This window comes from Myxococcus sp. SDU36 (assembly GCF_030168875.1).
In the GTDB taxonomy this organism is placed as follows: domain Bacteria; phylum Myxococcota; class Myxococcia; order Myxococcales; family Myxococcaceae; genus Myxococcus; species Myxococcus vastator.
Genome location: NZ_CP077414.1, coordinates 1,727,591 through 1,753,153 on the forward strand (window position 1 = coordinate 1,727,591; position 25,563 = coordinate 1,753,153).

Sequence of the window (25,563 nt, forward strand, 5' to 3'; positions counted from 1 at the left end):
TGGGGCACCGCGTGCGAGGAGCCATCTGCTCGGCGGATGCGTCGTGCTGGTCTGCCACGGGCACAGTGGCTCGCGGGTCGTGTCCCTGGTGACGGCCGTGCTCATGGGAGGGCGTGAGCCGCTAGTCGTCCGTCGTGCCCCACCCGGGAAAGCAAGCCCAGCGCGCTGAGTTGCCAACCCCCGCCCTGACCTCCAGCTTCGTCCTGGTACGGCGGCCATGCGAATCCCTGTCCCCATCCGGCGCCTTCCCGCGCCGCTGGACGATGCTCGCGGCCTCGACACGGACGAGGTGAGCGAGCGGCGGGCTCGCTACGGGCGCAATGACGTGCTGGCGCGGCCCCATCGCTCGTGGCTCCACGTCCTGCGAGAGACCGCCGGAGACCCGATGCTCTGGTTCCTCGTGGGGACGAGCGGGCTCTATTTCGTGCTGGGCGCGCGCACGGAAGGGCTGGTGCTGCTGCTGGCCATCGTCCCGCTGCTCGGCATGGACGCCTTCCTGCATCGCCGGACGCGCGCCTCTACCGCCGGCCTGCAGAGCCGGCTGGCCGCTCGCGCCACCGTGCTGCGCGCGGGGAACGAGCAGGTGGTGCCCGCGGACGAGCTGGTCGTGGGGGACCTGGCGCGGGTGCAGGCGGGTGAGCACTTCCCCGCCGACGGGCTGGTCCTCCGCGGTGAGGGCCTGCAAGCCGAGGAGTCTTCACTCACCGGCGAAGCGCTGCCCGTGCGCAAGCGGCCCCTGTCCCGTCTCCCTCCGGGAGACGAGCCGGCGGTGGAGGGCTCGCATTGGGGACTCGCCGGAACGAGGCTGCTGACGGGGACGGCCTGGGTGCGCGTCGTCTTCACCGGGCGGGAGACGCTCTACGGGAGCATCGTGCGCTCGGCCACGCAGGGCGCACACGCGCGCACGCCGCTCCAGCAGGCCGTGGCCCACCTGGTGGCGGTGCTGATGGGCGTTGCCGCGGTGATGTGCGCGGTGCTCGCGTTCGTTCGCTGGCGCCAGGGCTTCGGGTGGATGGATGCGCTGCTGAGCGCGGTCACGCTCGCCGTGGCGGCGCTGCCCGAGGAGTTTCCGGTGGCCTTCACCTTCTTTCTCGGCGCGGGCGTGTACCGGCTGGCCCGGAGGCAGGCCCTGGTGCGGCGCTCGGTGTCCGTCGAGAACATCGGCCGGGTCACCTGCATCTGCTCGGACAAGACAGGCACGCTGACAGAGGGCCGCTTGCGGGTGGCGCGCGTGCTGCCGGCACCGGGCGTCCAGGCCGACGCGCTGCTGTGGACCGCGGCGCTCGCGTCGCGCGAGGAGGGGAGGGACCCGCTCGACGCCGCGCTGCTCGAAGAGGCCGCGCGCGCCCGGCCCGGCGTGGCCCGCCCGAGCACCCAGGCCACCTTCCCCTTCACCGAGGAGCGTCGGCGCGAGACGGCGGTGGTGGACGACGGGGAGAGGCGCCTGCTCGCCGCAGTGAAGGGCGCACCGGAGCGGGTCGTGGACCTCTGCACTCTGGAGGCCGGTGCGCGCATGGACTGGGCGCGGCGCGTGTCGGCGCTCGCGGCCGAGGGGCGCAAGGTCATCGCCTGTGCGAGCCAGCCGCTGGACTCCGCCTCCTGGCGAGGCGGTGAGCCAGACCGGGGGTTCCATTTTCTGGGGCTCGTAGCCTTCGAGGACCCGGTGCGCCCGGGCGTGCGGGAGGCGGTGCGGGAGTGCGAGGAGGCCGGACTGCGAACGGTGATGGTGACGGGGGACCACCCCGCGACGGCCCTGGCGGTGGCTCGCAAGCTGGGGCTCGGTGGCGCGCGGCCCCGGGTGCTCACCGGCGAGGCGCTGGAGGCCCGGCTGAACGAGGGCGGCGCCGTGCCGGAGGTGGACGTGGTGGCCCGCGCGGTGCCAGCGCAGAAGTACGCGCTGGTGGCGGCGCTCCAGCGGCGAGGGGAGGTGGTCGCGGCCACGGGGGATGGCGTGAACGACGTGCCGGCGCTCCAGGCGGCGGACGTGGGCATCGCCATGGGGGAGCGGGGGACTCGCAGCGCGCGTGAGGTGGCCTCCATCGTCCTGCTGGACGATGACTTCGGCACACTGGTGCGGGCCATCGCCGAGGGCCGCCAGCTCTTCCGCAACCTCCAGGCCTGCTTTCTCTACCTGCTGCTCATCCACATCCCGCTGGTGGTGACGGCGGCGCTGGTGCCCCTGGCGGGCTACCCGCTCCTGTACCTGCCCGTCCACATCGTCTGGCTGGAGCTCATCATCCATCCCACGGCGATGCTGGCCTTCCAGGCCGCGGCGCGCCCGGGGCGCCTGGCGCCCGTGAGACGCCGGGGCGCCGCGCGCTTCTTCTCGGCGGGGGACTGGCGCCTGCTCGCGCTGGTGGGGGGCTTGATGACCGTGGGGCTGGTGTGGAGCTACGACCGGAGCCTGGGCGCGGGGAGCGACGTCGCGCATGGACGCGCGGCGGCGGTGGCCTCGCTCACGCTCGCGAGCGCCGTGTTCGCGGCCGTGCTCACGGGCTTGCGGACGCGCACGGCGCGCTGGGTCTGCGCGTTGACGACCGGCGTGTCGCTTTCGCTCATCCAGGTGCCGGCCCTGGCGCACCTGCTGATGCTGCGCCCGCTGGACGTGGACGACTGGGCGCGCGTCGCCGCCGGCGTGGCGGTGGCTTCGCTGCCCCTGGTGCTCGCGCGCTGGCGCGTCGCCGCCAAGGCGCATGCGCCGCGAGCAGGGACCGCGGCGCCGCCCCTCCACCGGCAGGTCCGGCGCGGCGCCGCCTGACGCGGCATCCTCCTGACAGCTCCGGCAGGTGCCGGCCTTCATGTTCCCGCGTGAACGGGCAGGCGCATGAACCCTGGGCTCCAGAGGGCCCAGGCGGGCAGCACCCTGGCGCGCCCGTGCTCCCCAACCCCGGTGCGAGCTCCCACTCTCAGCCAGGGAGGACCGTGTCCATGTACTTCCAGGCCATCAAGACCGCGGGCCTCGCCCACGTCTCCTATGTCCTAGGCAGCCAGGGTGAGGCGCTCGTGGTGGATCCGCGACGTGACGTCGGCGTGTACCTCGACGTGCTCCGGAGCCAGGGCCTGCGCTTGCGCTATGTGCTGCGGTGACGTGCAGCGTGGGCCACCGGGCCGGGCTCGCCGTGAGCATCCTGCTGAGCCATGGCTTCGCGCGCGTCTCGAATCTGCTCGGGGGCATGACGGCGTGGAGGCGGTTGGAGTTGCCGGTGCGTGAAGGCCCGCCTCCTCCGGGCGAGGCCAGGCCACCCGAGGCCCCGGAGACGGTGGAGCCCGCGCCGCCGCAGTGAGCCCGGCACGACTCACGCGTGGTGCGTGAGCTGCTGTCCGTCCCGCGGCGACGTGGGGAGCGTGAAGGAGAAGGTGCTCCCCACGCCCGGCAGGCTCTCCACCCAGACACGGCCGCCGTGGGCATCGACGAGCCCCTTGACGATGGCGAGCCCCAGCCCGGCTTCGTCCTTGCTCCCCGCGCGGGCCTGCCAGAAGGCCTCGAAGAGGTGGGCCAGGTGCAGGTGCTCCGTGGGAATTCCGCGCCCCGTGTCCCTCAAGGAGAAGCGCATCATGCGCCCCTCGGGCACGGCCCGGACTGAGATTCGTCCGCCCTCGGGCGTGAACTTGAGGGCGTTGCCCAGCAGGTTCGAGAAGATTTGAATCACCCGGTCATGGTCGGCGAGGACGGGAGGAGGGGCCTCTGGGACGTGCGCCGTGAGCTGGATGCCGCGGGCCTCCGCGAGCGCGCGGTGCAGGTCGACGGCCTCCTGGACGAGGGCCCCGGTCTCCAGCGGGCCGCACGCTCACGAGGTGACCCTGTCTGTGGAGGTAGCGCTTCTCCCGCTGGAAGGAGCGGACCTCTCCAGCGAGCAGGCGCTGTGCGTTCGCCAGGTCCAGCGCCAGGTCCTCCTGCCAGGTGATGTCCTGGACGGTTCGGGTGAGCAGCTCCTCCGGCGGGTAGCCGACGATGTCGCACAGGGCGCCGTTCACGTTCAGGAACCGGCCGTCCAGCCCGATCAGGGCTATGCCGATGGGGGCGTCCTCGAACGCGGTCCGGAAACGCGCCTCGCTGTTGCGGAGCACCTCCTCCGCGCGCGTCCGGGCGGAGATGTCGCGAAGGACGACGGTGAGCAGGGTCGTCCCATCCACCTTCACCTTCGAGATGCTGGCCTCCGCGGGGAACTCTTCGCCGCTCTTGCGCCGGCCGGCGATGGCGCGCCGCGCTCCCATCAGCCGGGAGGCCTGGGTGCCCGCCGATGCGCGCGAGCAGCGCCTGCCTGAGGCGCCTCCAGGGACCGCCGCCGCCACGAGGGCCGTTGCGCCGAGAGCGCCCCGTCAACCTTCGCACTGGGACTCCCGCGGCTGCTCGGTTTCGGGGGTGAGGCCCCTGCTTGCGGCTCCCGGAGTCGCGGGTGGCGCGGAGCGTTTCCATGGCCAGCCGGCGCCGGTGGGCGGCCCTGGCCGCCGCAGCAGCTTGTGCAGCTCCATGGCCACGATGATGGTCGAGGCCACCCCCACGATGCGCAGCCACGAGCTCCAGTCCGTGAGCGGCACCACCCTCAGCACGAACTGGGTCGGGGCGAGGTAGAGGGCTCCCACGTGCACGACCAGTGAGGCGGCCGTGGCCCAGAACAACATGGGGTTGGAGAAGGGGCTGCGCGCGAACACGGACTGTGCCTCCGAGCGCGAATTGCCCACCTGGAACATCTGGAAGAGCACCATCGTCGTGAGCGCCGCCGTCTGCGCGACCGTGAGCGAGCCCGTCTCTTCCAGCTCCCACCGGAACACCAGCAGCGTCCCCGCCGCCATGACCAGCCCGGCGAGCACCGTGCGCTCCCACAGCAGCTCGGAGATGAACCCCTCCCGCCGCGCGCGGGGCGCCCGCGCCATCACCCCCGGGTCCGCGGGCTCGAAGGCCAGCGCCACGTCCTGGAGCCCCTTCGTCACCAGGTTGAGCCACAGCAACTGCGCGGGGAGCAGCGGCAGCGGCCAGCCCAGCGCCAGGGAGGTGATGAGCGTGATGATGGACGCCGCCCCCGTGCTTACCAGGAAGAACGTCGCCTTGCGCAGGTTGTCGAAGGTGACGCGGCCGACCTCCACCGCCGCGGCGATGCTCACGAAGTTGTCGTCCGCCAGCACCATGTCCGAGGCCTCGCGCGCCACGTCCGTGCCGCTCTTGCCCATGGCCACGCCGATGTCGGCCGCCTTGAGCGCCGGTGCGTCGTTCACGCCGTCGCCCGTCACCGCCACCACCTCGCCCACGGCCTGGAGCGCCTGCACCACCCGCAGCTTCTGCTCTGGCGCCACCCGGGCGTAGATGTCCACCTCCTTCGTCCGCCTCCGGAGGGCCGCGTCGTCCAGCGCCGCCAGCTCGGTACCCGTCATCGCCGCGCCGCCGCTCGCGAGCCCCAGCTCCTGGCCAATGGCGCGCGCCGTGGCCACGTGGTCGCCGGTGATCATCACCACCCGGAGCCCCGCGTCCTGGCAGCTCGCGATGGCCTCGCGCACGCCCGCTCGCGGCGGATCCATCATCCCCGTCAGCCCGAGGAAGACGAGGCCCTCGGGGTCTCCCACCGTGTCCGGTCGAGCCCCTTCGTCCCCCAGCCGCCGGTACGCCATGGCCAGCACCCGGAGGCCCCGCCCGGCCAGCGCCGCCGCCGCCTGGTGCACGGCCTCCCCGTTCAGCGGCTCCACGCCCGCCTCACCGAGCTGCGCGGTGCTCATCGTCAGCACCCGCTCCGGCGCCCCCTTCACGAACACCACCCGCTGGCCGTCGCGCTCACGGATGCTCGCCGAGTACTGCCGCTCGGGCTCGAAGGGAATCTCCGCGTAGGAGGTCCAGTGTCCCCGCGCCGTCTCGTGGGCCAGCTCCAGTCGCTCCGCCGCCAGCAGCAGCGCGGCCTCCGTGGGGTCTCCGCGCGTCTCCACGCCCTGCTCGCCCTGGAACACCTCTGCCTCGTTGGCGAGCACCCCCGCGAGCAGCAGCATGTACAGCGGCGGGTGCTCGGCCAGGTCCTCCGCGCCCTCGACTGGCCGCGCCCGAGCGTCTCTGCGCGGGGCCTCGTCCGACAGCGTGAGGAAGCGGCCTCCGGCCCACAGCTCCTGCACCGTCATCCGGTTCTCCGTCAGCGTGCCCGTCTTGTCCGTGCCGATGACGGTGGTGCTGCCCAGCGTTTCGATGGCGGGCAGCTTGCGGATGATGGCCCGCCGCCGTGCCATGCGGCCTACCCCCACCGCCAGGGTGATGGTGAGCACCACGGGCAGGCCCTCGGGCACCGCGGCCACCGCGAGCGCCACCGCGAGCATGAGCATGTGCGCCATGGACTCGCCCCGCACCACGCCGATGAGGAAGCTCAGCCCGGAGCTCACGAGCACCACCAGTCCCACCAGCCGGGCGAACCGGTCCATCCGCTCCTGGAGCGGGGTGGTGGACACGGCCTCGCCCTGGATTTGACCGGCGATCTTCCCCAGCTCGGTGGCGCCTCCGGTGGCCACGACGTAGCCGCGCCCCCGCCCGCTGGACACCACCGTGCCTGTGTAGGCCATGTCCTCCCGGTCCGACAGCGGCGCGTCCGCGGCCACCACGCTCGCGCGCTTGTGCACGTTGGCGGACTCGCCGGTGAGCAGCGACTCGTCGACGGTCAGCGCCGTGGTGGACACCACCCGCAGGTCCGCCGGCACCCGAGTGCCCGACTCCAGCAGCACCAGGTCTCCAGGCACCAGCTCCCGGCTCTCCACCTCCCACTCGTGTCCGTCGCGGATGACGCGCGCCTTGGGTGACACCAGCCGCATCAGCGACCGGACCGAGACCTCGGCCCGCCGCTCCTGGGTGAAGCCGATGGCGGCGTTGATGGCGAGGATGGCCGCGATGGCGCCCGCGTCGATGAGGTCGCCCAGCACGAGTGTCACCGCGCAGGCGGCCAGCAGGATGTAGATGAGGGGGCTCTTGAACTGGTGGACGAGCAGCGCCAGGGGGCTCGTCGGCGGGGTCTCCGCGAGCCGGTTGGGACCGTACCGCGCCAGCCGGGCGCCGGCCGTGGAGCGCTGGAGCCCGAGCGCCCCGGTTCCGAGCAGGGACTCGGCTTCCTCCAAGGGGAGGGCATGCCAGGGCTGTGCTTGCTTGAGCTCCATGTCCGCTCTCCCTGGCGGTGTGGCCCGCCCGGCTGTCGCAAGGATGGGGCTGCTCACGGCCCGGGGCTACGGACCGAGGCGCTTGCGCAAGCGGTGGAGGGCCCATGCACCGAAGAGGATGCCGGACACTCCCAGGCCCAGCAGGAGCGCACGGCCCCAGGCCGCCGGAAGGCCGCGATGCGGGTCCACTCCGAACAAGGCAGCCATGTCACGTTCCCGTCTTGAAGGCACCAAGCTGGGCACGCCGCTCCGAAGGACAAGCCGCGCCCGGGAGCGGGGGAGGTTTGGCTGCCCGACAGGCCCTCACCTCGACGTTTCAGGGCGTCTTGCGGATGCGACCATTCTGTGTGCCGCCAGCGGCCATGGCCATGGCCACGCGAGAGTAGGCGGAGACGTAGGGCTGAAGCACCGCGCGGGACCAGCGCCCTGGAATCCACAGGTAGCTGTACAGCCCGTGCCTGCGCGCGCCCCGGCGCCGCTTCGTCTCGTATCCGCTGGCGCCCAGCCAGAGCTTCTTGACGCCGAGTTCGTAGGCCCGGCGCAGCGGTTCGTAGAAGGCGAGGTTGAAATACAGCGGCGTCTCGGAGGCGCCAGCCTCGGCGCGGCCGACCCGGTAGAACCACATCTCGTCGTGCTTGTGGAGCAGCAGGGAGAATCCGATGGGCTCGCCGTTCTGGTAGGCGACCACGGCCTCGGCCTCGGGCGCGACGTGCTGGTCGAGCGCTGCCCAGAACGTGGAAGGGTGGCGGAGGTGCTCGTTGCCGTACTTGGAGTACGTCACCTCGTAGAACCGCTCCAACTGCTCCGCCATCTCGCCCATCCGGGAGACACGCTCGAAGCGAACGCCCGCGTTCTGCGCGTGCGCGATCTCCTTCTTGAGCACCCGCCGGACGTCGCTCTTGAATTGGCCCAGGTAGGCGTCGAAAGTGTCCCCTGGGACATCCATGACGTTGTCGTCGTAGATGAAGATCTCCTGGAACGACGCGGACGTCAGCGCGTCTCTCAGCGTCGTGTCATCCCGTTCCACGCCGTAGAAGTAGAGCGGCAGCCGCTCGCTGGTGGCGAGCTCCCGGAGCCCTTGGAGGATGAGCTCCCGAGCCTGCTTCGCGACCTCCGCGGACTGCGCGGCGCAGTGGATGCTGCTCCGCATGCTGAGCGGACTGGTGACGAAGACCCCGCCATCGAAGCCCGCGCCCGTGCGCCAGGCCACGTTGCGGTAGAGGTCCGCCGCCGCGACGGCCACCCGGCTCCAGGCGGGCCCGTTGGCGAAGCCCTTCTTCCAACTGGTGAAGAGGAAGTGCTCCAGCGAGTAGGGCGTGTAGATGGTCTTGCTACGGGTGATGAAACACGGGCACAGCGCGACGGGAGTGCCCTGCTGATACGCAATGGCATATCGCAGGGACAGCTCCCCCCGGGCCATGGCGGACAGGTCGACCGCGTCCAGCATGCGGAACCAGCGCCGGCCGAAGAAGACGCTCGACTCAGTGGTGAGGGTATCCAGCTCCGCGTCGCCCAGGTGGCTGACGGAGTCGTGGAATTTCAAGGTAAGCGTCATGGCCGGGGGGCTTCGTGAGTCGCGGCGTCGCTCAGCCGTTGAGGAGCTGGACAGCGGGGGGCCGCTTGGGGCTGGCGAGGTGTCGCGCGAGGTTGGGGCGCTGCTTCATGCGCTCGAAGAACCCGAACAGCCCAGGGTAGGTGCTCTCCAGGAGGTCCTGGAGGCCGTTGTCCACGAGCAGCTCCAGGAAGCCGAAGACGCTGGTGTCCGCCACCGTCACGGCGGCCCCAACGAAGAAGCCGTCGCCGCTGCCGTTGCTCTTCAGCAGCCGCTCGAAGTGCGCGAGCCACTGCGGCAGCTCCTCGCCCAGGATGATGGGGAGCTGCTCGGAGAGCTGGTCCGGCGTGAGCGAAGTCAGGCTGCGCGCACGGGCCGTCACTTCCTCGACGCCGTCGATGACCATGTCGCAGGAGGCCGCCTCTCGCGCGTCCTTCCCATAGAGGCCGCGGGTGCGCGCGACGTGCCGAAGGATGGCCAGGCTCTGCACCACGCGGAAGCCGTCCGGCTCCTCCCACAGCGGCACCTTGTCGAAGGCCAGCTTGCCAGCGGCCTTGAGGGCCTCGAAGGCCGGCGTCTTCTCCTTGGCCTTCACGTCATAGGGGCCCAGGTCGATGTCCTCGTACTCCGTACCGGACTCGGCGAGGAGCAGGCGGATCTTCTCGGCGACGCCTCGACCCGTGAAATACGACAAGCGCGGCAATGATGATTGAGCGTTCATACAAGGTTCGTGGTTGGAAGGGAGAGGCTCTATACTAGAGTAAACGTATTATTCGGAAGGGGCAGACTTCCTTGACTGGTGTACCCGAGCCTCTGGATTCCGCGAAGCCCGAAGCACCCGCGCTCGTCTCCTTTGCTCCAGGAATGGCCCTGTGGCCTTGGGCCGCGCTGCGTGGCGCCGGCTTTCCCGCCCAGGATGCGCTCCGGCTCGCGGCTCCGACAGCGGCCTCCGCGGCCGATACATGGCTCACGTCCGGGGTTGAGACACCCGGTGACGTCGTGCGCGCCGCGTTTGACTCGGACCTGCTCTCCATCAGCGCGGCGCTGCGCTCACTGGCGGGAGCATCCCACCTGAGCGAGGCGCTGCTCTGGCAGAACCGCCATGCCTACAAGACGGGCGTGGAGCCGCTGGCGGCCCTTCCCGCCACCGCGCGCAACAGCAAGGCCCGGCAGCGCGAGCGACTGGTGGCCTCCTACGTCCAGCGCTACAGCACCAAGAACGACACCATCGGCTTCTTTGGCCCCGTGGGTTGGGCTCGGCTCACCCCTTCGAACGACGGGCTGCGCTGGACGCCCGGGGAGCGGCTCGTCTCCCGGCGCGCGGTCTACTTCGAGACGTGGTGCCTGGACGCGCTCAGCGCCGCGCTGGCGCGCGACGCGTCCCTGCGTCACTGGGCACCGCCCCGGCTGTTGCCCTACTTCCGGCTGGAGGGCCACGTGCTTCACGGCCCCATGCCCACGCCGGTGGAGCTGAGCCCGGAGCAGGCGCTGCTGCTGTCGCGGTGTGATGGCTCGGCCAGCGCGGTGAGCATCGCTCGGGAGCTCACGGCCGGTGATTCACCGGCCTTCGCCACGCAGGATGAAATCTTCACGGCGCTCGAACAGGCGGTGGGATTCGGCGTCCTGGTCTGGGGCTGGGAGGTGTCGCTCGTCCTCCGGCCCGAGGTGGTGCTGCGCGGCGCGCTGATGGCCATCGAGGACGCCGACGCGCGGGCCCGAGCGCTGGCGCCGTTGGAGCGGCTGGAGCGCGCGCGCGCCGCGGTCGAAGCGGCGGCTGGAACGCCCTCGGCCTTGGATGCGGCGGTCGCGGAGCTGGAGGCCGTGTTCCAGGAGGTGACGGGCGCGTCGCCCACGCGCGCGGCGGGGCAGACGTATGCCTCGCGGACGCTCATCTACGAGGACTGTGAGCGCGACGGCGCGCTGATGCTGGGCGCGCCGGTGATTGACCGGCTCGGGTCCGTGCTGGAGCTGGTGCTGACCGGCGCGCGGTGGCTGGTGGGGGAGGTGACCCGGGGCACGCGCGCGGGGCTGGATGCGCTGTTCGACCGGTTGTCCGAAGGCGGCGCGCCTGTGTCGCTCACCGCGCTCCAGCTCGCCTTCGTCCAGGGGCTCAAGGACCCGGCCACCGAAGCGGAGCTGATGCCCGTGGCCAAGGCCGTCGCCGAGCATCGCCGACGCTGGCGTGAGCTCTTCGCGCTGGAGCCGGAGGTCCGACGACAGACGCGCACCGTCGATTCGCTCCGGCCCCGGGTGCTTGAGGCCTTCGGCGAGGCGGGCCCGGCGTGGCGGAGCCGCTGGCATGCCTCGCCGGACGTGATGATTGACGCGGCCAGCGAGGAGGCCGTCCGCGCCGGGGACTACCAGCTCGTGCTGGGGGAGCTGCACCTGTGCAACAGCATCTCCTCGCTCTTCGTGGAGCAGCACCCCGCGCCCGAGGAGCTCTTCGCGCTCGCGGAGCGGTGCGCCACCGGGGCCGACGTGGTGCCCGTGTTCCCCAAGTCCGAGTGGAGCCAGCGCACGCTGCCGTGTCTCTTCCCGCGTGACAGCCTCTACTACCTCTCCGGGCAGGAGCCGCCGCCCCAGCCGGGCGCTCGCGCGCTTCGCGTGGGGGACATGGTGGTGGAGCGGCGTGACGGCACGTTGGAGGTCCTCGACCGCGTGAGCGGGCGCCGCTTCGGCCTGATGGCGTTCATGGCCGTGTTCCTGGAGCAGCGCTGCGCCAGCATCTTCGACCTGGCGCTGGCGGATGACTACTCGCCTCGGGTGACGGTGGATGGCGTGGTCGTCGCCCGTGAGCGCTGGAGCGCGCCCGCGTCCGAGCTGGGCTTCGCCGGGCTCACGGACCCGCTGGCGCAGTGGCTTGCTGCCCGGCGTTGGCAGCAGGGTTTGGGCATTCCGCGCTTCGCGTTCTTCAAGGTGGCGACGGAGCGCAAGCCCTGCTTCGTGGACTTCGACAGCCCCTTGCTGGTGGAGATGATGGCGAAGCTGGTGCGGAGCACGGCGGAGAAGTCGCCGGCTTCGCGGGTCCAGTTCTCGGAGATGCTGCCGGACCCGGAGCACCTCTGGCTCACCGACGCGGCGCAGCGCCGCTACACGAGCGAGCTGCGGCTGGTCTGCGAGCTGTCCTGAGCAGCCCGCGGCATTCCAACGGTTTCACCCCTGTTCACGAAGGAGCCGTACGCCCATGAGCGTGCCCGAGCCGATTCCCGGCGGACATTTCCCTCCAGAAGTCAAAGCGCAGCACGGTCAGCTCTCTCCCGCCGCCGCCGCGTTCCTGGAGTTCACCGAGCGCGTCCCCGAGGTCTTCTCTCGCCACACGTTCAAGCCGTACGAGGCGTCGCCGCTCATCCCGTATGAGCTGCATGCCTGGCCCACCTTCGTGGAGGGCCCGGTCGCGCGGCAGATGCGGGAGGTGGCCCCTGCGCTCTGCCGGCTCATCAAGCGGGCCCCTCGGCGGCTGCTGGGCGCGACGGACCGCGCGGCGGCGTTCTATGGGATTCCGCATGAGCGGGCCCACGCGGCGCTCGAGGCCCTGGCGCGGACGGATGACGCCCGGGGGGCCATTGGCCGCGGTGACTTCATCCATGACGGCACGGCCCTCAAGTGCCTGGAGTTCAACATGACGGCGGGTGTGGGGGGCTGGGAGACGGCCATCCACGTCCAGCAGGTGCTGGCGCAGCCCGCGATGCAGCGCTTCGCCGTGGAGCAGCGGCTGCGCGTCCGTCAGCCGCGGACGCTGCGCGACTTCTTCGCGAACCTCGTCGACACCGTGCGGCGAGACGTCGACTGGGAAGGGGAGTGCAACATCGGCATCCTCTTCTCCCCGAGCACCTTGCCGGACGCGGGGCCGGCGGAGCAGGTGAGCCGGTTCTTCACCGCCCAGCTCCAGGAGCTCCTCCAGCCCGAAGGCGCGCGCGGCGAGGTCCTCATGGCCACCTATGGCTCGGTGGAGTCCGAGCCCGGCGCGCGCCTCACGCTCCGGGGCAAGCGGCTGCACGCCGTCGTGGAGTACGACGCGCGCGACAGGGTGGCGCTGGCGGGCGCGGCCTACGTCGCGCGGGCCCAGGCCGCGTTCGATGCCCGGACCGTCAGTCTGCTCAACGGTCCGGCGCAGGATGTGCTCGACGACAAGCGTAACCTCACGCTGCTGTGGGAGCACATGACGACGTCCGCGCTGTCCGAGCCGGAACGGGAGCTGGTGCGCCGGAACGTCCCCTGGACATGCCGGGTCGAACGGACGCACGTCGAGCGCGACGGGACGCGGTACTTCGTTCCGGAGCTGCTGGCCTCGCAGCGCGAGTCCCTGGTCCTCAAGCCGGGCCGGGACTACGGCGGCGAGTCCGTGCGGGTGGGCTGGGCGACCTCCGCCGCCGACTGGGACACGGCCGTGCGCGAGGCGCTCGACGTGGGCGACTGGGTGGTGCAGGAGCGCGTGCGCCCGACGCCCATCCACGCCCTGGGGCCAGAGGGCGCGGTGGTGCCCCACAGCGTCGTCTGGGGGCTCTTCGTGCTCGGCGAGACCTACGGCGGGCATTTCTTCCGCATGTGCCCCATGCAGCGGGGCACCGGCGTGGTGAATGTCGCGCAGGGCGCCGTGGTGGGCGCCCTCATCGAACTGGAGTGAGACCGCGGGGCCGCGTTACTGCTCGCGGTACTCGCGGCCCAGCTTCTGCTGCTTGCGGATGCGGCCCGCCGCGCTCAAGGCGATGGAGGGGATGAGCTTCGGGCCCAGCCTGGCCAGCATCGACCAGGTCCACCACCAGTAGTTGGTGGCGATGGCGTCCTCCACCGTGTACACGCGGTGCCACCAGCCGTAGGGCAGGTAGAGAATCTCCCCGGCCTCCAGGACGAAGTCATAGTCCGGGACGAGGCCACCGGGGAGCTGGTCCGCCTTGCCACCGTGGGGCGTCAGGTCATGCGTGCTCACGACGGACCACGGGTGGCTGAGCTTCGCCGGGCGCAGCTCCGCGTCCCGCCTGGGCGAGTACAACTGCCACTGCTTGCGGCCCACCATGACGGCGTGCAGGTTGTGCGCGCGGTCCAGGTGGAGCTGGGTGAAGGTGCCGCGCGGGCCCATGAAGAAGAGCTGCTCGGTGAGCTTGCGCTGGACGGCGTACTCGTCGAAGCGGACGTCCTTGTGCAGCTCCGGCAGGGTGCGGAACAAGTCGTTGCCGATGAGGTAGCCCGGCGTCTCGTCGCCCTTCGCCTTCAGCGTGTCGACGTACTCCTGCATGCTCATCTTCCGCACGCGGCCCACGCGCTCCACGCCGCCCGTGTCCTTGGCGTTGTACTGCAGCCACTCCACGGGGACGCTCACGTCGCGGTATTTCGTGGCGAAGTAGTCGAAGGTCCATCGCTCGGCCGCGGGCCAGCCCTTCATGGCGTCGGTGAGGATGACGGGTTTGTTGTTGGCTTCGATGCGCTCGTAGAAGGCCCGGCGGTTGTCGAGCGGCATGCGCTCGGGGACCAGGGGCGCTGCGCCCTTCTGGGCGGTGGCGGTGCTCATGGCGGCTCTCCCGGGTGGTGCGTCAGGCCGCGCTCTCGGACTGGCCTGGGGCGCTTGCTTTCTGCAGGCGCTCGAAGTTGTTGTCGATGCCGTGGCGCACGTCCGCCAGCATGTGGATTTCGAACTCCTGGAACGCGAAGGACGGCCAGGCGCGCAGCAGCGTCAGCAGCGACTCGTGCGAGTCGGCGTTGAGGATGCAGAGGCCCATCTTCGGGAGGACGTAGTAGGCACAGTCGAAGGTGCCGTCCTGGAGGCGGGCGCCCACCCAGTCACGAACAGCGCGGTTGAGGGCGATGGGATCCTGGGGCTGCGGGCCCGAGGTGCGGTCCTTGACGTAGACGAGGTACTTCATCGGGAAGGCTCCTTGGAAAAAGGGGGTCAGCGAGTCGAGGCGGGCCGCAGCCTGGTGAGGCTCCGGCGGATGTTCTGCAGCAGGCCGCGCGGCGTCTGTCGCAGGAAGAAGTGGTCGCCCAGGAACGTCTGGGTGGCGAACGGACCTGCGGTGAGCTGGCGCCACGCCTCCGTCGCGTCATCGAGCACGTAGTCGTCGAAGCCGCGGAAGGCGGAGAGCGGGCACGCCAGGACGGGGCATGGCTTCCACGAGTAGCCCTCGCACACGGCGGTGTCCGCCAGCATGGTGGCGCGCATCAGCGTCAGCAGCTCTTCGGCCATCTCGCCGGACACGGCGCGTGACTCACCCAGGCGCCGGGCCTCGGACGCGTCGATGTCATGCGTGGCCGTGGCCGGCGTGTGGGCCTGGAGCGTGTGCGGCGCCCGGTAGCTGGCGACGAAGAGGTGCAGGGGCGCTGGCAGCCCGCGCTCGCGCAGGGCCCGCGTCAGCTCGTATGCGAGCAGCGCGCCCATGCTGTGTCCGAAGAGGGCGTAGGGCTTGTCCGTGTGCTGCGCCAGCACGTCCACCAGGGGCGCGATGACGTCCGGCAGCGCGCGCAGGGGCGGCTCGCGCAGGCGGTTCTCCCGGCCGGGGAGCTGCACCGGGCACACCTCGATGTCCTGCCCCAGCTCCGCCTGCCAGGCGCGGAACAGCGAGGCGCTGCCGCCCGCGTGCGGCAGACAGAACAGCCGCACCCAGGAAGCCGGTGCGGGGACGTGGAAGGCCAACCAATCCGTCATGACCGCACCTCGCGTCCCTGTCCGCCGACGAGCTGCTGGTACACGGCGAGGTTGGCGGCCACCATGCGCGGCAGGCTGAACAGCTCCACCACGCGTTGCTGGCCGGCCAGCCCCATGCGCCGCGCCCGCTCACGGTCTTCCAGCAGGTTGAGCTGCGCGGCGGCGAGCGCCTCGACGTCCACTTCGCGCGGACCTCCCGGTGCGCCAGGGAGGACGGGGACCAGCAGGCCCGTCTTCTCGTGGTCGACGATCTCCGACGGGCCCCCGGAGCGCGTCGCCACCAGGGGCAGGCCGGAGGCCATGGCCTCGATGGCCGTGTAGCCAAAGGGCTCGTACAGCGAAGGCACCAGCGCCAGGTCCGCGATGCGATGGAGCAACCCGAGCTGCTGGCGTGGCAGCTTGCCCAGCAGCTTGATGCGGTGGCGCAGGTGCGCGTAGCGCTGGGTCAGCGTCTGCACCATCTGCGTGGACTCGCGCGAGTCGGTGCCACCGGCCAGGAGGAAGCGCACGTTGGGGCGCCGTTCGAGCACGCGCTCGGCGGCGGCGAAGATGGCGCTGATGCCCTTCATGGGGTGCAGCCGGCCCGTGTAGAGGACGACGGGGTCATCCGGCGTGGCCACCGTGGCGCGCAGGCGCGCGTAGTCCTCCGGCGAGTGCTTGGGCTGGAGGAAGGGGCCCGCGTCCATGCCGCAGTGGATGGTGTGCAGCAGCGAGGCCGGCATCCCGTAGGTCTCCCGGATGAGCTGGCTCATGGAGTCACTCACCGAGATGACGTTCGTCGACCCGTCGTAGAAGCTGCGCTCCTCCTCGAGAATCTCCGGGTCGGGCGTCTGTCCCCACCATCGCTCGGCGGGCTCGGAGATGTAGTGGCTGGTCCCCAGCACGGGCACGCCGGCCTCGTTGGCCAGCGCTCGCGCGGCGCGGTGGGTGTGCCACTGGTGGAAGTGGATGAGGTCTGGCTGCTCCTCGCGGATGAGCTCGCGGCCTCGGTGAAGCAGGTCGTCGTTGAAGACGCGGATGCCGCCCACCAAAGAGAGCTTTCCCGCCTGGGAGAGGCTGCCGCGGCTGGGCGGCATCATGTGCACGGTGAGGTTGGGCTCGCGGAGCACCGCGGGCTCGCCGGGCGTGTACGCCAGGACGGTGACCTTGCACCCGCCGCGCGCCAGCCCGCGGGCCAGCTCGTAGACGTAGGTGCCCACACCGCCGGCCACGTTCGGGGTGTACTCCATGGCCAGGAGGAGGGCCTTCAAGGGTGGGGAGATGGGAGGTGCCATGGGCTGTCTCTCGAAAGGGGTGTGGACGCGGGGCTAACGGCTGGCCGCGCCCTCCTTGGCGGTGAGCTCCGCCAGCATCCGCAGCAGGGCCTCCACCTCCGGGTCGTCATGGCCGGGGCTCTTGCGCTGCTCGGCCACCAGGGCCGCCAGCCGGGCCACCGTCGGCGCCTCGAACAGCGATTGCAGCGGCACCGTGAAGCCGAAGGTGTCCCGCAGCCGTCCCACCACGGTGGTGGCCAGCAGGGAGTGCCCACCGAGCGCGAAGAAGTCGTCGTGGACGCCCACCGGCCGCACGCCCAGCACGTCCTCCCAGATACGCGCCACCACCTGCTGGTCCTCCGTGTCGGGCGCCACGTAGGCCACGGCCATCGCGGGGCGGGAGTAGCCCGCGGCCGGAGCCTCGTCGGGCTCCTTCGTCTCGGGAGCGCGCTCCGTGGACGGCGCGGCGGCCAGGGCGCGGTGCCCGTCGGGGGAGACCCAGTAGCGCTTGCGCTCGAATGGGTAGGTGGGCAGCCCGACGCGTTGGCGCCGTTCCTCGCCGTTGAAGGCTTCCCAGTCCACGTCCACGCCCGACAGCCAGAGCTGTCCCAGCGCGCCGAGCAGCACGGCCGTATCCGCCTGCCGCGTGTCCGGATGACGGAGCGACGTCACCGTGGTGGGCGCCTGCCGGAGCGCGCCGGGCTGGGACGCGAAGGTGGTCAGCGTGCGGCCGGGGCCGACCTCCAGGAGCACCTGCGCGGATTGCAGCTGCGCAAGCCCCGCGGCGAAGCGGACCGGCTGACGCAGGTGGCGGGCCCAGTAGGCCGGGTCCTTCGCCTCGGCGGCCGTCACCCAGGTGCCGGTGACGTTGGAGAGGAAGGGGATTTGCGGCGCGGACAGCTTCACCCGCCGCAGGCGCTCGGTGAAGGGCGCGACGATGGGCTCCATCATCGCCGAGTGGAACGCGTGCGAGGTGTGCAGGCGGCGCGACTGGACGCCGCGTGCCTCGAGCCGGGCCTTCAGCGCGTCCACGGCGTCTTCGGGGCCGGCGACCACCGTCATCGACGGCGCGTTCACCGCGGCCACGGACAGTCGCGCGTCCAGCGACGACACCAGCTCCGCCTCCGACAGCGCGACGGAGAGCATGGCGCCCGGCGGCAGGTCCTGCATGAGCTGGCCCCGCGCGGCCACCAGGGCCAGCGCGTCCGGCAAGGTGAAGACGCCCGCGAGGCACGCGGCCACGTACTCCCCGATGCTGTGGCCCACCATGGCCTCGGGCCGCACGCCCCAGGACATCCACAGCCGCGCGAGCGCGTACTCGATGGTGAAGAGCGCAGGCTGAGCCAGCCGCGTCTGCTGCAACTGCCGCTGCGCTTCCTCGGCGCGGTTGGCGGCGGGGAAGAGGACCTCGCGCAGGTCCAGCTTCAGGTGCGGGGTGAGCCGGGTGGCGCAGTCGTCCACGTCCGCGCGGAAGCCGCGCTCGCTCTCGTACAGGCCCTGCGCCATGCCCGCGTACTGCGAGCCCTGACCAGGGAACATGAACACGGTGGGGCGGCTGGTGCGCTCCTCGGTGGCGGAGAGCTGCCGGCTGATGTCACCCAGCGCGGTGAGCGCGTCCTCACGCCCCTGACAGACGATGGCGCGGCGGTGCGGGTGGCGGCGCCTGCCCACCTGGAGCGTGTACGCCACGTCCGCGGGCTCCAGGCCCTTGGTCGCGCGGAGGTGCTCCTCCAGCCGGGACGCCTGCGAGGCGAGCGCCGTGGGCGTGCGCGCCGACAGGAGCAGGAGTTGGTGCGGGCGCGTGGACGGAACGGGGGCGCGGGCGGGCGGCTCCTCCAGGATGACGTGGGCGTTGGTGCCGCCCATGCCGAAGCTGCTCACGCCCGCCCGGCGGGGCTCGCGGGCGGGGGCCTTCCACTCGCGCAGCTTCGTGTTGACGTAGAAAGGGCTCGCGTCCCAGGGGATGTTGGGGTTCGGCGTCTCGAAGTTGAGGCTGGGCGGCAGCTTGCGGTGCTTGAGCGCCAGCGCCGCCTTGATGAGGCCCGCCACGCCCGCCGCCGCGTCCAGGTGGCCCAGGTTGGGCTTGATGGAGCCCAGGGCGCAGGTGCGCGGTCCGGCCGCCTCGTCGCCAAAGGCGCGGATGAGGGCCTGCACTTCGATGGGGTCTCCCAGCGCGGTGCCGGTGCCGTGCGCCTCCACGTAGCCGATGCTCCCGGCCGATACGCCCGCGCTGCCCAGGGCCTCGGAGATGACGGCCGCCTGGCCCTCGACGCCCGGCGCGGTGTAGCCCACGCGCGCGGCGCCGTCGTTGTTCACCGCGGAGCCCTTGATGACCGCGTAGATGGGGCTGCCATCCGCCAGCGCGTCCTCCAGGCGCCGCAGCGCCACCACGCCCGCGCCGCTGCCGAAGACGATGCCCTTGGCCTGCGCGTCGAAGGGGCGGCAGTGCCCGTCCGGCGACAGGATGCCGCCCTCCACGTAGCGGTAGCCGCCCTGAATCTGGAGGTTGATGGACACGCCGCCCGCCAGCGCGACGTCACACTCCTGGTTGAGCAGGCTCTGACAGGCGACGTGGACCGCGACCAGCGACGTGGAGCACGCGCTCTCGATGTTGAAGCTGGGGCCGCGCAGGTCCAGTTTGTAGGCGGCCCGCGTGGTGAGGAAGCTGCCCGCGTTGCCCAGGTTGAGCTGGAGCGGGTCCGCCGTGCGCATCAGCTCCGCGTTCCCCAGCAGGTTGAGCAGCAGGTACGTGCTCAGGGCCTGTCCGCCGAAGACGCCCACCAGCAGCTCGGGAGGCGGCCCGCCGTAGCCCGCGTCTTCCAGCGCCTCCAGGGCGCACTCCAGGAAGAGGCGCTGCTGCGGGTCCATCACCTCCGCCTCGCGCGGCGTGTAGCCGAAGAAGGCCGCGTCGAAGCCCGCCACGTCTTCCAGCCGCGAGGCCACCTTCACGAAGTGCGGATCCTTCAGCACCTCGGGGGGCAGGCCCGCCTTGAGGACCGCCTCGTCCGAAAGCGGCTCAATGGCCTCCACGCCGTCGCAGAGGTTGCGCCACAGCTCTTCCAGGCTGCGCGCGCCCGGGAAGCGCCCGGCCATGCCGGTGATTGCGATCTCCATGCCCGTGTTGTTGTCCGACACGCTGTCCCCCTCGCGCATTCAGTTCCCCGACTGGCGCCGCTGCTGGATGAGCTCCCGGCGCTTCGCTCCGCGGCTTCGCCGGTCACTGGTGGTGGCCGAGCCCTGCTCCTGCCCCCGAGTCAGCAGCCGGGCCATGGCGCTGAGCGTGGGGTTCTCGAAGAGCGCCACCACCGGCAGGTCCTTGCCGAAGCGGCGCTTCACCTCGTTGATGACCTTCAGGCCAATCAGCGAGTTCCCACCGAGCTCGAAGAAGTTCTCGTGCAGCGCCACGCTCTCCACGCCCAGGAAGCGCTGCCAGATGTCCGCCAGCTCGCGCTCCGCCTCGTCCATGCTGGCGGGCGCCGTGCGCTCCGCTGTCGGCGCGGCGTCCGTCTCCATGGGGCCCATCAAGTCCTGGAGCAGCGAGGCGCTGCGCGCCATGGCTGCTCGCAAATCCTCGGTGGACACGACGATGTGCGTGGGGGCCTGCGCCAGCACGCGCTCGAAGACGTCCACGCCTTCGGCCGGTGTCAGGGCATGGGCCAGCATCGCCTCCCGCATCGGGTTGGCGCCGTCCGGCATCTGCGTCGTCACGGCCTGACCCACCTCGCGCCAGGTGTCCCAGCCCAGGGAGATGATGGGCAGGCTCCCCGTCGCCGCGGCCTGGTGGGCGAAGGCATCCTGGAAGGCGCACGCGGCGCAGTGGTCAATCTGCCCGGGCTCCGCCGTGTAGGCGGTGCGAGAGGAGCAGAGCACGAAGAAGTCCAAGGGCATGTCGCGCAGCAGCGCGTGCAGGACCCACGTGCCCGACACCTTGGGGCGCAGGACGTCTTCCACGGCCTTCTGGGTGCGGAGCTGGGCAAGGCCACCCGCGGGCACGCCCGCCGCGTGGATGACGCCGTGGAGCTCGCCAAAGGCCTGCCGTGTCCGGCGCAGCACCTCCGCCATCTGCTCGGCGTCGCCCACGTCCGCCTGGAGGACCAGGACCTCGGAGCCCAGGGCCTCCAGCGCCCGCACCTGACGGAGCCGCTGGCTCACCCGGTCCTGCTCACCGTGCTCGGCGAGCCAGGTGTCCCAGGTGTCACGCTCCGGCAGGGCATTGCGGCCCACCAGCACCAGCCGTGCCTGGACCTGCCGCGCGAGCGACTCCGCCAGCACCAGCCCGATGCCACCCAGGCCGCCGGTGATGAGGTACGTGCCGCGCTGCCGCAGGCGTGACGGCGCATCCGCCGCGGGTGCGGTGATGCGCACCTGCTCGAGCGACTGTTCCCAGCGGTTCTTGCCTCGGAGCGCCACGGCGCCGTTGGAGGAGCCCGTGGCCAGCTCACACGTCAGCCGCGCCGCCAGGGCCTGGAGCGTCTTGCTACAGCTCGGGGCTTCCACGTCGATTGAACGACACGACAGGCCCGGCACCTCGTGCGGCAGCACGCGGCAGGCGCCCAGGAGCGTGGCCTTCTCCGGGGCCAGCACCTCATGCCCGGTGACGGCCTGCACGCCGCTGGAGACCACCGTGAGCTGCACGGGGCCGGAGGCGCCCTGGCCCGCCAGCGCCTGGGCCAGGAAGAGCAGGCTGAAGAAGCCGGTGCGCTGGGCGTGCTCCACGCCCGCCAGTCCTTCTCCCGCCGAGTCCACGCTCCACAGGTGGACGATGCGCTCGGGCCGCAAGGCGTCCTCGGCGAGCGCGCTCAGCAGCGCCGCGTAGGTCTCCGGGCGGGTGGGGTCCACTTCGAAGGCGCCGTCATCCACGCGGCGGAAGTCGGAGCCCTGCGACACCCGGGCGACTCGGCCGCCGCTCTCCGCGAGCCGCGTCGCCACCGCGTCTCCCAGCCCGCTGGTGTCGGTGAAGACGAGCCAGCTCTGGGGCGCGGCGGTGGTCGCGCGCAGCGCGAGCGTGCGCTTCCAGGACGGCAGATAGAACCAGTCCGCCGCGTCCTTGCGCCGGGCGAGGGAGACCTCGCTGGTGATGGGGAGGCCCGCCGCGTTCGGCGCCAGCCAGTGTCGCTTGCGCTCGAAGGGGTAGGTGGGCAGGACGACGCGCCGGCGCTGCTCTCCGGCCTGGAGACGCCGCCAGTCCATGGGGACGCCCGCCGCCCAGAGCCGGCCCAGCGTGGTGAGCACGAAGCGCATGTCGGAGCCGGGCTCGCGAGGCGCCCGCATCGACGTGAGCACCACGGTGGGCTGGCCGCGCTCCACCTGCAGGCGCGCGAGCGAGCCCAGCGTCCGCCCGGGACCGACCTCCAGCAGCACGCGCGACGGGTCCTCCAGCAGGCAGCGCACGCCCGGACCGAAGCGCACCGTCTGCCGCAGGTGGCGCACCCAGTACCTCGGGTCGGTGGCCTCCTCCTCGGTCACCCACGTCCCCGTCACGCCGGAGACGAAGGGCTGCGTCGGCGTCTGGAGCTTCAGCCGCCCGACGAACGCCGCGAACGCCGGCAGGATGGAGTCGATGAGGTGCGAGTGCGCGGCCACGTCGATGTGGACGCGCCGGTGCTCGATGCCTCGCGTGGCCAGGTCGGCGGACAGCGCATCCACCGAGGCGGTGTCGCCGGCCACCACGCACTGCGACGGTCCGTTGACGGCGGCCAGGGACAGGCGCTCGCCCAGCAGCGGCTGCAGCGCCTCTTCGGACAGGGCCACGCTCACCATGGCGCCGGACGGGAGCTGCTCGAAGAGGCGGCCACGCTCGGCCACCAGTGCCAGCGCGTCCTCCAGCGAGAAGACGCCCGCGAGGCACGCGGCCACGTATTCGCCCATGCTGTGGCCAATCATCGCCTCGGGCCGGATGCCCCAGGACTCCCACAGCTTCGCCAGCGCGTACTCCACCGTGAAGAGCGCGGGCAGGCCCACGGAGGGGCGGGGCAGGGGCGCGCCCGCGTCCGCGTCGCCCGCCGGGTACAGCACCGTGCGAAGCGACGGTCCGCCGCGGCGCTGGAGGAGGGCGGCGCACGCGTCGAAGGCCTCGCGGAAGGCGGGCTCCTTCTCGTACAGCTCCTGCCCCATGCGCAGGTGCTGCGCGCCACCGCCGGGGAAGAGGAACACGACGGAGCGGCCACCGTCCTTGGCCACGTCCGTGAACACGCGCTCGGGGTTCACCTCGGACAGCACCGTGGCCGCGTCCTCGCCACGCTCGCAGACCACCACGCGCCGGTGCGCGAACGCCTTGCGGCCAATCTGGAGGGTGTGCGCGACGTCCGCCAGGGACTGCTCGGGGTGTGCCGCCAGGTGCGCGCCCAGGTTCTGGGTCATGGCGTCGAGCGCGGCCGGCTTCTTCGCGGAGAGGACCAGCAACTGCCACGGCCGCGACGGGCCGGAGGGGGCCGGGGGCGGCGGCGCTTCCAGCAGCGCGTGGGCGTTGGTGCCGCCAATGCCGAAGGAGCTCACGCCCGCGCGGCGCCGGTGGTCATGCGTCTGCCACTCCTTCAACGCGGCATTCACGAAGAAGGGGCTGCGCGTCCAGTCGATGTTCGGGTTGGGCGTGTGGCAGTGGAGGGTGGGGGGAATGCGTCCGTGCTCCACCACCAGGGCCGTCTTGATGAGCCCCGCCACGCCGGCCGCCGCGTCCAGGTGGCCGATGTTCGACTTGACCGAGCCGAGCGCGCAGAAGCTGGTGGCCTCGGTGCCGGCGCGAAAGGCGCTCGTCAGCGCGGAGACCTCGACCGGGTCTCCCAGCAGGGTGCCGGTGCCGTGCGTCTCCACGTAGCCCACCGTGTCTGGCGTCACGCCCGCCAACGCGTGGGTGCGGGCGATGACCTCCGCCTGTCCCTCGGCGCTGGGCGCGGTGTAGCCGAGCTTCGAGGCGCCGTCGTTGTTGATGGCGGAGGCCCGGATGACGGCGTGGATGTGGCTGCCGTCCGCCAGCGCGTCATCCAGCCGCTTGAGCACCACCACGCCCACGCCGCTGCCGAAGAGCGTTCCCTGCGCCTGCGCGTCGAAGGGACGGCAGTGTCCGTCCGGGGACGCGATGCCCCCGGGCTGGTGCACGTAGCCGGTGCGCTGGGGCACGTCCACGGACACGCCGCCCGCGATGGCCACGTCGCACTGGAAGCCCATCAGCGACTGGCAGGCCAGGTGGGTGGCGACCAGCGACGTGGAGCAGCCCGTCTGGACATCCAGGCTGGGGCCCTTGAGGTCCAGGTGGTACGCCAGCCGCGTGGCGAGGAAGTCCTTGTCGTTGCCAATCATCACCTGGAAGCTGTCGCTCGACTCGAGCAGCTCCGGGTGCGTGCGCAGGTTGAAGAGCAGGTACGTGCTCAGGCTCGTCCCCGCGAAGACGCCCACCGAGCGCGACTCCGTATCCAGTCCGTGGCCCGAGCGCTCGATGGCCTCCCACGCGCACTCCAGGAAGATGCGGTGCTGCGGGTCCATCAGCACGGCCTCGCGCGGCGAATAGCCGAAGAAGCTCGCGTCGAACGCGTCCACCTGCTCCAGCACGGCCCCGGCGCGCACGAAGCCCGGCTGTCGCAGGCGCTCCTCGGGGACGCCGCGGGCCTTCAGCTCGTCGTCCGTGAAGAAGCGGATGCCCTCCACACCCTCACAGAGGTTCCGCCAGAAGGTCTCCACGTCGGGGGAGCCCGGGAAGCGGCCCGCCATTCCGACGATGGCAATGGCCAGGTCGTCGCCGTCACTCAGGTTGTCATCGCTCATGGCTGTCGACGAACTCACGTTCAAGAAGCGAGGTGGGGTGGCGGCCCGGCGGCATCACGCACACGCCCCGCGCGGCCCTCACGCGGCAGGGCTCAGGGAATGTCCGTGACGACGGGCAGGGCTCCGCGGGGCGCGGAGGCGTGGCTCAGTTGGCTGCCTGGGCGGCGGGCGGCGTGCTCGTGAGGGAGAACGCGTCGGCCAGCAGCTCGTAGGAGCGCAGCCGGGAGCGATGGTCGTGGACGATGGTGGTGATGAGCAGCTCGTCCGCCTGGAACTCGGCGGCCATGCGCGTCAACTGCTCCTTCACCTGGTCCGGTGCGCCGCACACGACGCGCTTGCGGTCGAACTCGAGCGTGGCCAGGTCCTCGGGCGTGTAGGCGTAGGCCTCCGCCTCCTCGATGGACGGGATGGGCGCTTCGGGCCGGCCCCTGCGCGTGTTGATGGTCAGCAGGTCGCTGCTCCGGGCTATTCGCCGGGCCTCCTGCTCGGTCGGGGCACAGATGACGTAGACGCTGACGGCGGAGTTGGGCGCCGCCTGCACGTGCGAAGGCTTGAAGTGCTCGCGATACCCCCGCGTCACCGGGCCCCCGTGGATGGGGTTGAAGAAGTGCGCGAAGCAGAAAGACAGTCCCAGCCGGGCCGCGAGCGCGGCGCTCTGCTCACCCGAGCCGAGCGCCCAGACCTGCGGCATGCCCTGCGCCATGGTCTTCAAGCTCAGCTTTTCGAACTCCGGCGTCGCGGGCGTGGTGCCCGACAGGAAGGCGACGAGGTCCTCCAGCTTCGTGGGGAAGCGCTCGTTGCTCGCCGGCGGGCCGTAGGCCAGGGCGCGAGCCACCAGGTCCGTACTGCCCGACGTCCGTCCGATGCCCAGGTCGATGCGGTCGGGGTGGAGCGCCTCCAGCAGCCGGAAGACCTCGGCGACCTTGAAGGGGCTGTAGTTCGACAACAGGACGCCGCCTGTTCCCACCCGGATACGCGACGTCGCCGCCGCGACATGCGCGACGAGGATTTCCGGCGCCACGCCCGCGAAGTGTCCCGAGCCGTGGTGCTCCGCGAGCCAGAAGCGGTGATACCCGAGCTGCTCGGCGGCTCGGGCCAGCTCTACCGTGTTTTGGAAGGCCTCACGTGTCTGGGTGCCGCTGGCGACGATGGAATGATCGAGAACACTGAGCTTCACGGCGAGCGTTCCTTCCCGGACACACGACGTCTACGGAGCCGCTTCGAGCCGGGCCGAGTCGTCACGTGTC

18 protein-coding genes are annotated in these 25,563 nt (G+C 71.5%); 5 read left to right on the top strand and 13 right to left on the bottom strand.

What is annotated here, in order from left to right; all coding sequences use genetic code 11:
• Positions 1–217: 217 nt before the first annotated feature.
• The 3 genes from KGD87_RS07235 to KGD87_RS07245 all read left to right on the top strand — a co-directional run bounded on the left by KGD87_RS07235 (position 218) and on the right by KGD87_RS07245 (position 3,284).
• Positions 218–2,758, top strand: a complete 2,541-nt coding sequence (locus KGD87_RS07235; RefSeq protein WP_284666741.1) for a cation-translocating P-type ATPase — start codon at positions 218–220, stop codon at positions 2,756–2,758.
• A 164-nt stretch (positions 2,759–2,922) separates the two neighbouring features.
• Positions 2,923–3,087, top strand: a complete 165-nt coding sequence (locus KGD87_RS07240) for an MBL fold metallo-hydrolase (RefSeq protein WP_284666742.1) — start codon at positions 2,923–2,925, stop codon at positions 3,085–3,087.
• Positions 3,084–3,284 carry a rhodanese-like domain-containing protein gene (locus KGD87_RS07245; RefSeq protein ID WP_284666743.1) on the top strand — a complete coding sequence of 67 codons (201 nt, stop codon included), beginning with the start codon at positions 3,084–3,086 and terminating at the stop codon, positions 3,282–3,284. The genes KGD87_RS07240 and KGD87_RS07245 overlap by 4 nt, the downstream gene beginning before the upstream one ends.
• A 12-nt stretch (positions 3,285–3,296) precedes the next feature.
• Here the strand turns inward: KGD87_RS07245 and KGD87_RS07250 are convergent, their stop codons facing one another.
• From KGD87_RS07250 to KGD87_RS07275, 6 genes are all read right to left on the bottom strand, one after another.
• Positions 3,297–3,650, bottom strand: coding sequence for a sensor histidine kinase (locus KGD87_RS07250; RefSeq protein WP_284666744.1), 354 nt, complete (start codon positions 3,648–3,650; stop codon positions 3,297–3,299).
• 4 nt (positions 3,651–3,654) lie between these two features.
• Positions 3,655–4,215, bottom strand: a complete 561-nt coding sequence (locus KGD87_RS07255) for a PAS domain S-box protein (RefSeq protein WP_284666745.1) — start codon at positions 4,213–4,215, stop codon at positions 3,655–3,657.
• 105 nt (positions 4,216–4,320) lie between these two features.
• Complete coding sequence (locus KGD87_RS07260) at positions 4,321–7,116, bottom strand: cation-translocating P-type ATPase (protein ID WP_284666746.1); 2,796 nt, start codon at positions 7,114–7,116, stop codon at positions 4,321–4,323.
• A 66-nt stretch (positions 7,117–7,182) separates the two neighbouring features.
• Entirely contained in the window at positions 7,183–7,323 is a 141-nt protein-coding gene (locus KGD87_RS07265) for a hypothetical protein (RefSeq protein ID WP_284666747.1), read from the bottom strand.
• A 109-nt stretch (positions 7,324–7,432) separates the two neighbouring features.
• Positions 7,433–8,671 carry a GNAT family N-acetyltransferase gene (locus tag KGD87_RS07270; RefSeq protein WP_284666748.1) on the bottom strand — a complete coding sequence of 413 codons (1,239 nt, stop codon included), beginning with the start codon at positions 8,669–8,671 and terminating at the stop codon, positions 7,433–7,435.
• A 31-nt stretch (positions 8,672–8,702) separates the two neighbouring features.
• Entirely contained in the window at positions 8,703–9,389 is a 687-nt protein-coding gene (locus tag KGD87_RS07275) for a glutathione S-transferase (RefSeq protein WP_284666749.1), read from the bottom strand.
• A 278-nt stretch (positions 9,390–9,667) separates the two neighbouring features.
• Here KGD87_RS07275 and KGD87_RS07280 point away from each other — a divergent pair, with 278 nt between their 5' ends.
• Both KGD87_RS07280 and KGD87_RS07285 read left to right on the top strand, forming a co-directional pair.
• Positions 9,668–11,797, top strand: coding sequence for a lantibiotic dehydratase (locus KGD87_RS07280; protein WP_284666750.1), 2,130 nt, complete (start codon positions 9,668–9,670; stop codon positions 11,795–11,797).
• Positions 11,798–11,852: 55 nt separating this feature from the next.
• Positions 11,853–13,292 carry a hypothetical protein gene (locus KGD87_RS07285; protein WP_284666751.1) on the top strand — a complete coding sequence of 480 codons (1,440 nt, stop codon included), beginning with the start codon at positions 11,853–11,855 and terminating at the stop codon, positions 13,290–13,292.
• A gap of 15 nt (positions 13,293–13,307) precedes the next feature.
• Here the strand turns inward: KGD87_RS07285 and KGD87_RS07290 are convergent, their stop codons facing one another.
• From KGD87_RS07290 to KGD87_RS07320, 7 genes are all read right to left on the bottom strand, one after another.
• Complete coding sequence (locus KGD87_RS07290) at positions 13,308–14,174, bottom strand: cupin-like domain-containing protein (protein ID WP_284666752.1); 867 nt, start codon at positions 14,172–14,174, stop codon at positions 13,308–13,310.
• Between the two features lie 22 nt (positions 14,175–14,196).
• Positions 14,197–14,526 (bottom strand): hypothetical protein, encoded by a 330-nt coding sequence (locus KGD87_RS07295; protein WP_284666753.1) that lies wholly within the window; start codon positions 14,524–14,526, stop codon positions 14,197–14,199.
• Between the two features lie 26 nt (positions 14,527–14,552).
• Positions 14,553–15,305, bottom strand: coding sequence for a thioesterase II family protein (locus KGD87_RS07300; protein WP_284666754.1), 753 nt, complete (start codon positions 15,303–15,305; stop codon positions 14,553–14,555).
• Positions 15,302–16,579: a glycosyltransferase family 4 protein gene (locus KGD87_RS07305; RefSeq protein WP_284666755.1), complete on the bottom strand. Its 1,278-nt coding sequence runs from the start codon at positions 16,577–16,579 to the stop codon at positions 15,302–15,304. The genes KGD87_RS07300 and KGD87_RS07305 overlap by 4 nt, the downstream gene beginning before the upstream one ends.
• A 33-nt stretch (positions 16,580–16,612) precedes the next feature.
• On the bottom strand, positions 16,613–19,711 hold the full coding sequence (locus KGD87_RS07310) for a type I polyketide synthase (RefSeq protein WP_284666756.1): 3,099 nt from the start codon (positions 19,709–19,711) through the stop codon (positions 16,613–16,615).
• A complete protein-coding gene (locus KGD87_RS07315) occupies positions 19,712–24,316 on the bottom strand; it encodes a type I polyketide synthase (RefSeq protein ID WP_284666757.1) in 4,605 nt (1,534 codons plus the stop codon).
• A 145-nt stretch (positions 24,317–24,461) separates the two neighbouring features.
• Positions 24,462–25,493: an LLM class flavin-dependent oxidoreductase gene (locus KGD87_RS07320; protein ID WP_284666758.1), complete on the bottom strand. Its 1,032-nt coding sequence runs from the start codon at positions 25,491–25,493 to the stop codon at positions 24,462–24,464.
• Positions 25,494–25,563 lie beyond the last annotated feature (70 nt).

Coding starts and splice junctions, on each gene's coding strand:
- KGD87_RS07235 (WP_284666741.1), top strand. CDS start 218: ATGCGAATCCCTGTCCCCATCCGGCGCCTTCCCGCGCCGCTGGACGAT.
- KGD87_RS07255 (WP_284666745.1), bottom strand. CDS start 4,215: ATGGGAGCGCGGCGCGCCATCGCCGGCCGGCGCAAGAGCGGCGAAGAG.
- KGD87_RS07260 (WP_284666746.1), bottom strand. CDS start 7,116: ATGGAGCTCAAGCAAGCACAGCCCTGGCATGCCCTCCCCTTGGAGGAA.
- KGD87_RS07265 (WP_284666747.1), bottom strand. CDS start 7,323: ATGGCTGCCTTGTTCGGAGTGGACCCGCATCGCGGCCTTCCGGCGGCC.
- KGD87_RS07270 (WP_284666748.1), bottom strand. CDS start 8,671: ATGACGCTTACCTTGAAATTCCACGACTCCGTCAGCCACCTGGGCGAC.
- KGD87_RS07275 (WP_284666749.1), bottom strand. CDS start 9,389: ATGAACGCTCAATCATCATTGCCGCGCTTGTCGTATTTCACGGGTCGA.
- KGD87_RS07285 (WP_284666751.1), top strand. CDS start 11,853: ATGAGCGTGCCCGAGCCGATTCCCGGCGGACATTTCCCTCCAGAAGTC.
- KGD87_RS07290 (WP_284666752.1), bottom strand. CDS start 14,174: ATGAGCACCGCCACCGCCCAGAAGGGCGCAGCGCCCCTGGTCCCCGAG.
- KGD87_RS07295 (WP_284666753.1), bottom strand. CDS start 14,526: ATGAAGTACCTCGTCTACGTCAAGGACCGCACCTCGGGCCCGCAGCCC.
- KGD87_RS07300 (WP_284666754.1), bottom strand. CDS start 15,305: ATGACGGATTGGTTGGCCTTCCACGTCCCCGCACCGGCTTCCTGGGTG.
- KGD87_RS07305 (WP_284666755.1), bottom strand. CDS start 16,579: ATGGCACCTCCCATCTCCCCACCCTTGAAGGCCCTCCTCCTGGCCATG.
- KGD87_RS07310 (WP_284666756.1), bottom strand. CDS start 19,711: ATGCGCGAGGGGGACAGCGTGTCGGACAACAACACGGGCATGGAGATC.
- KGD87_RS07315 (WP_284666757.1), bottom strand. CDS start 24,316: ATGAGCGATGACAACCTGAGTGACGGCGACGACCTGGCCATTGCCATC.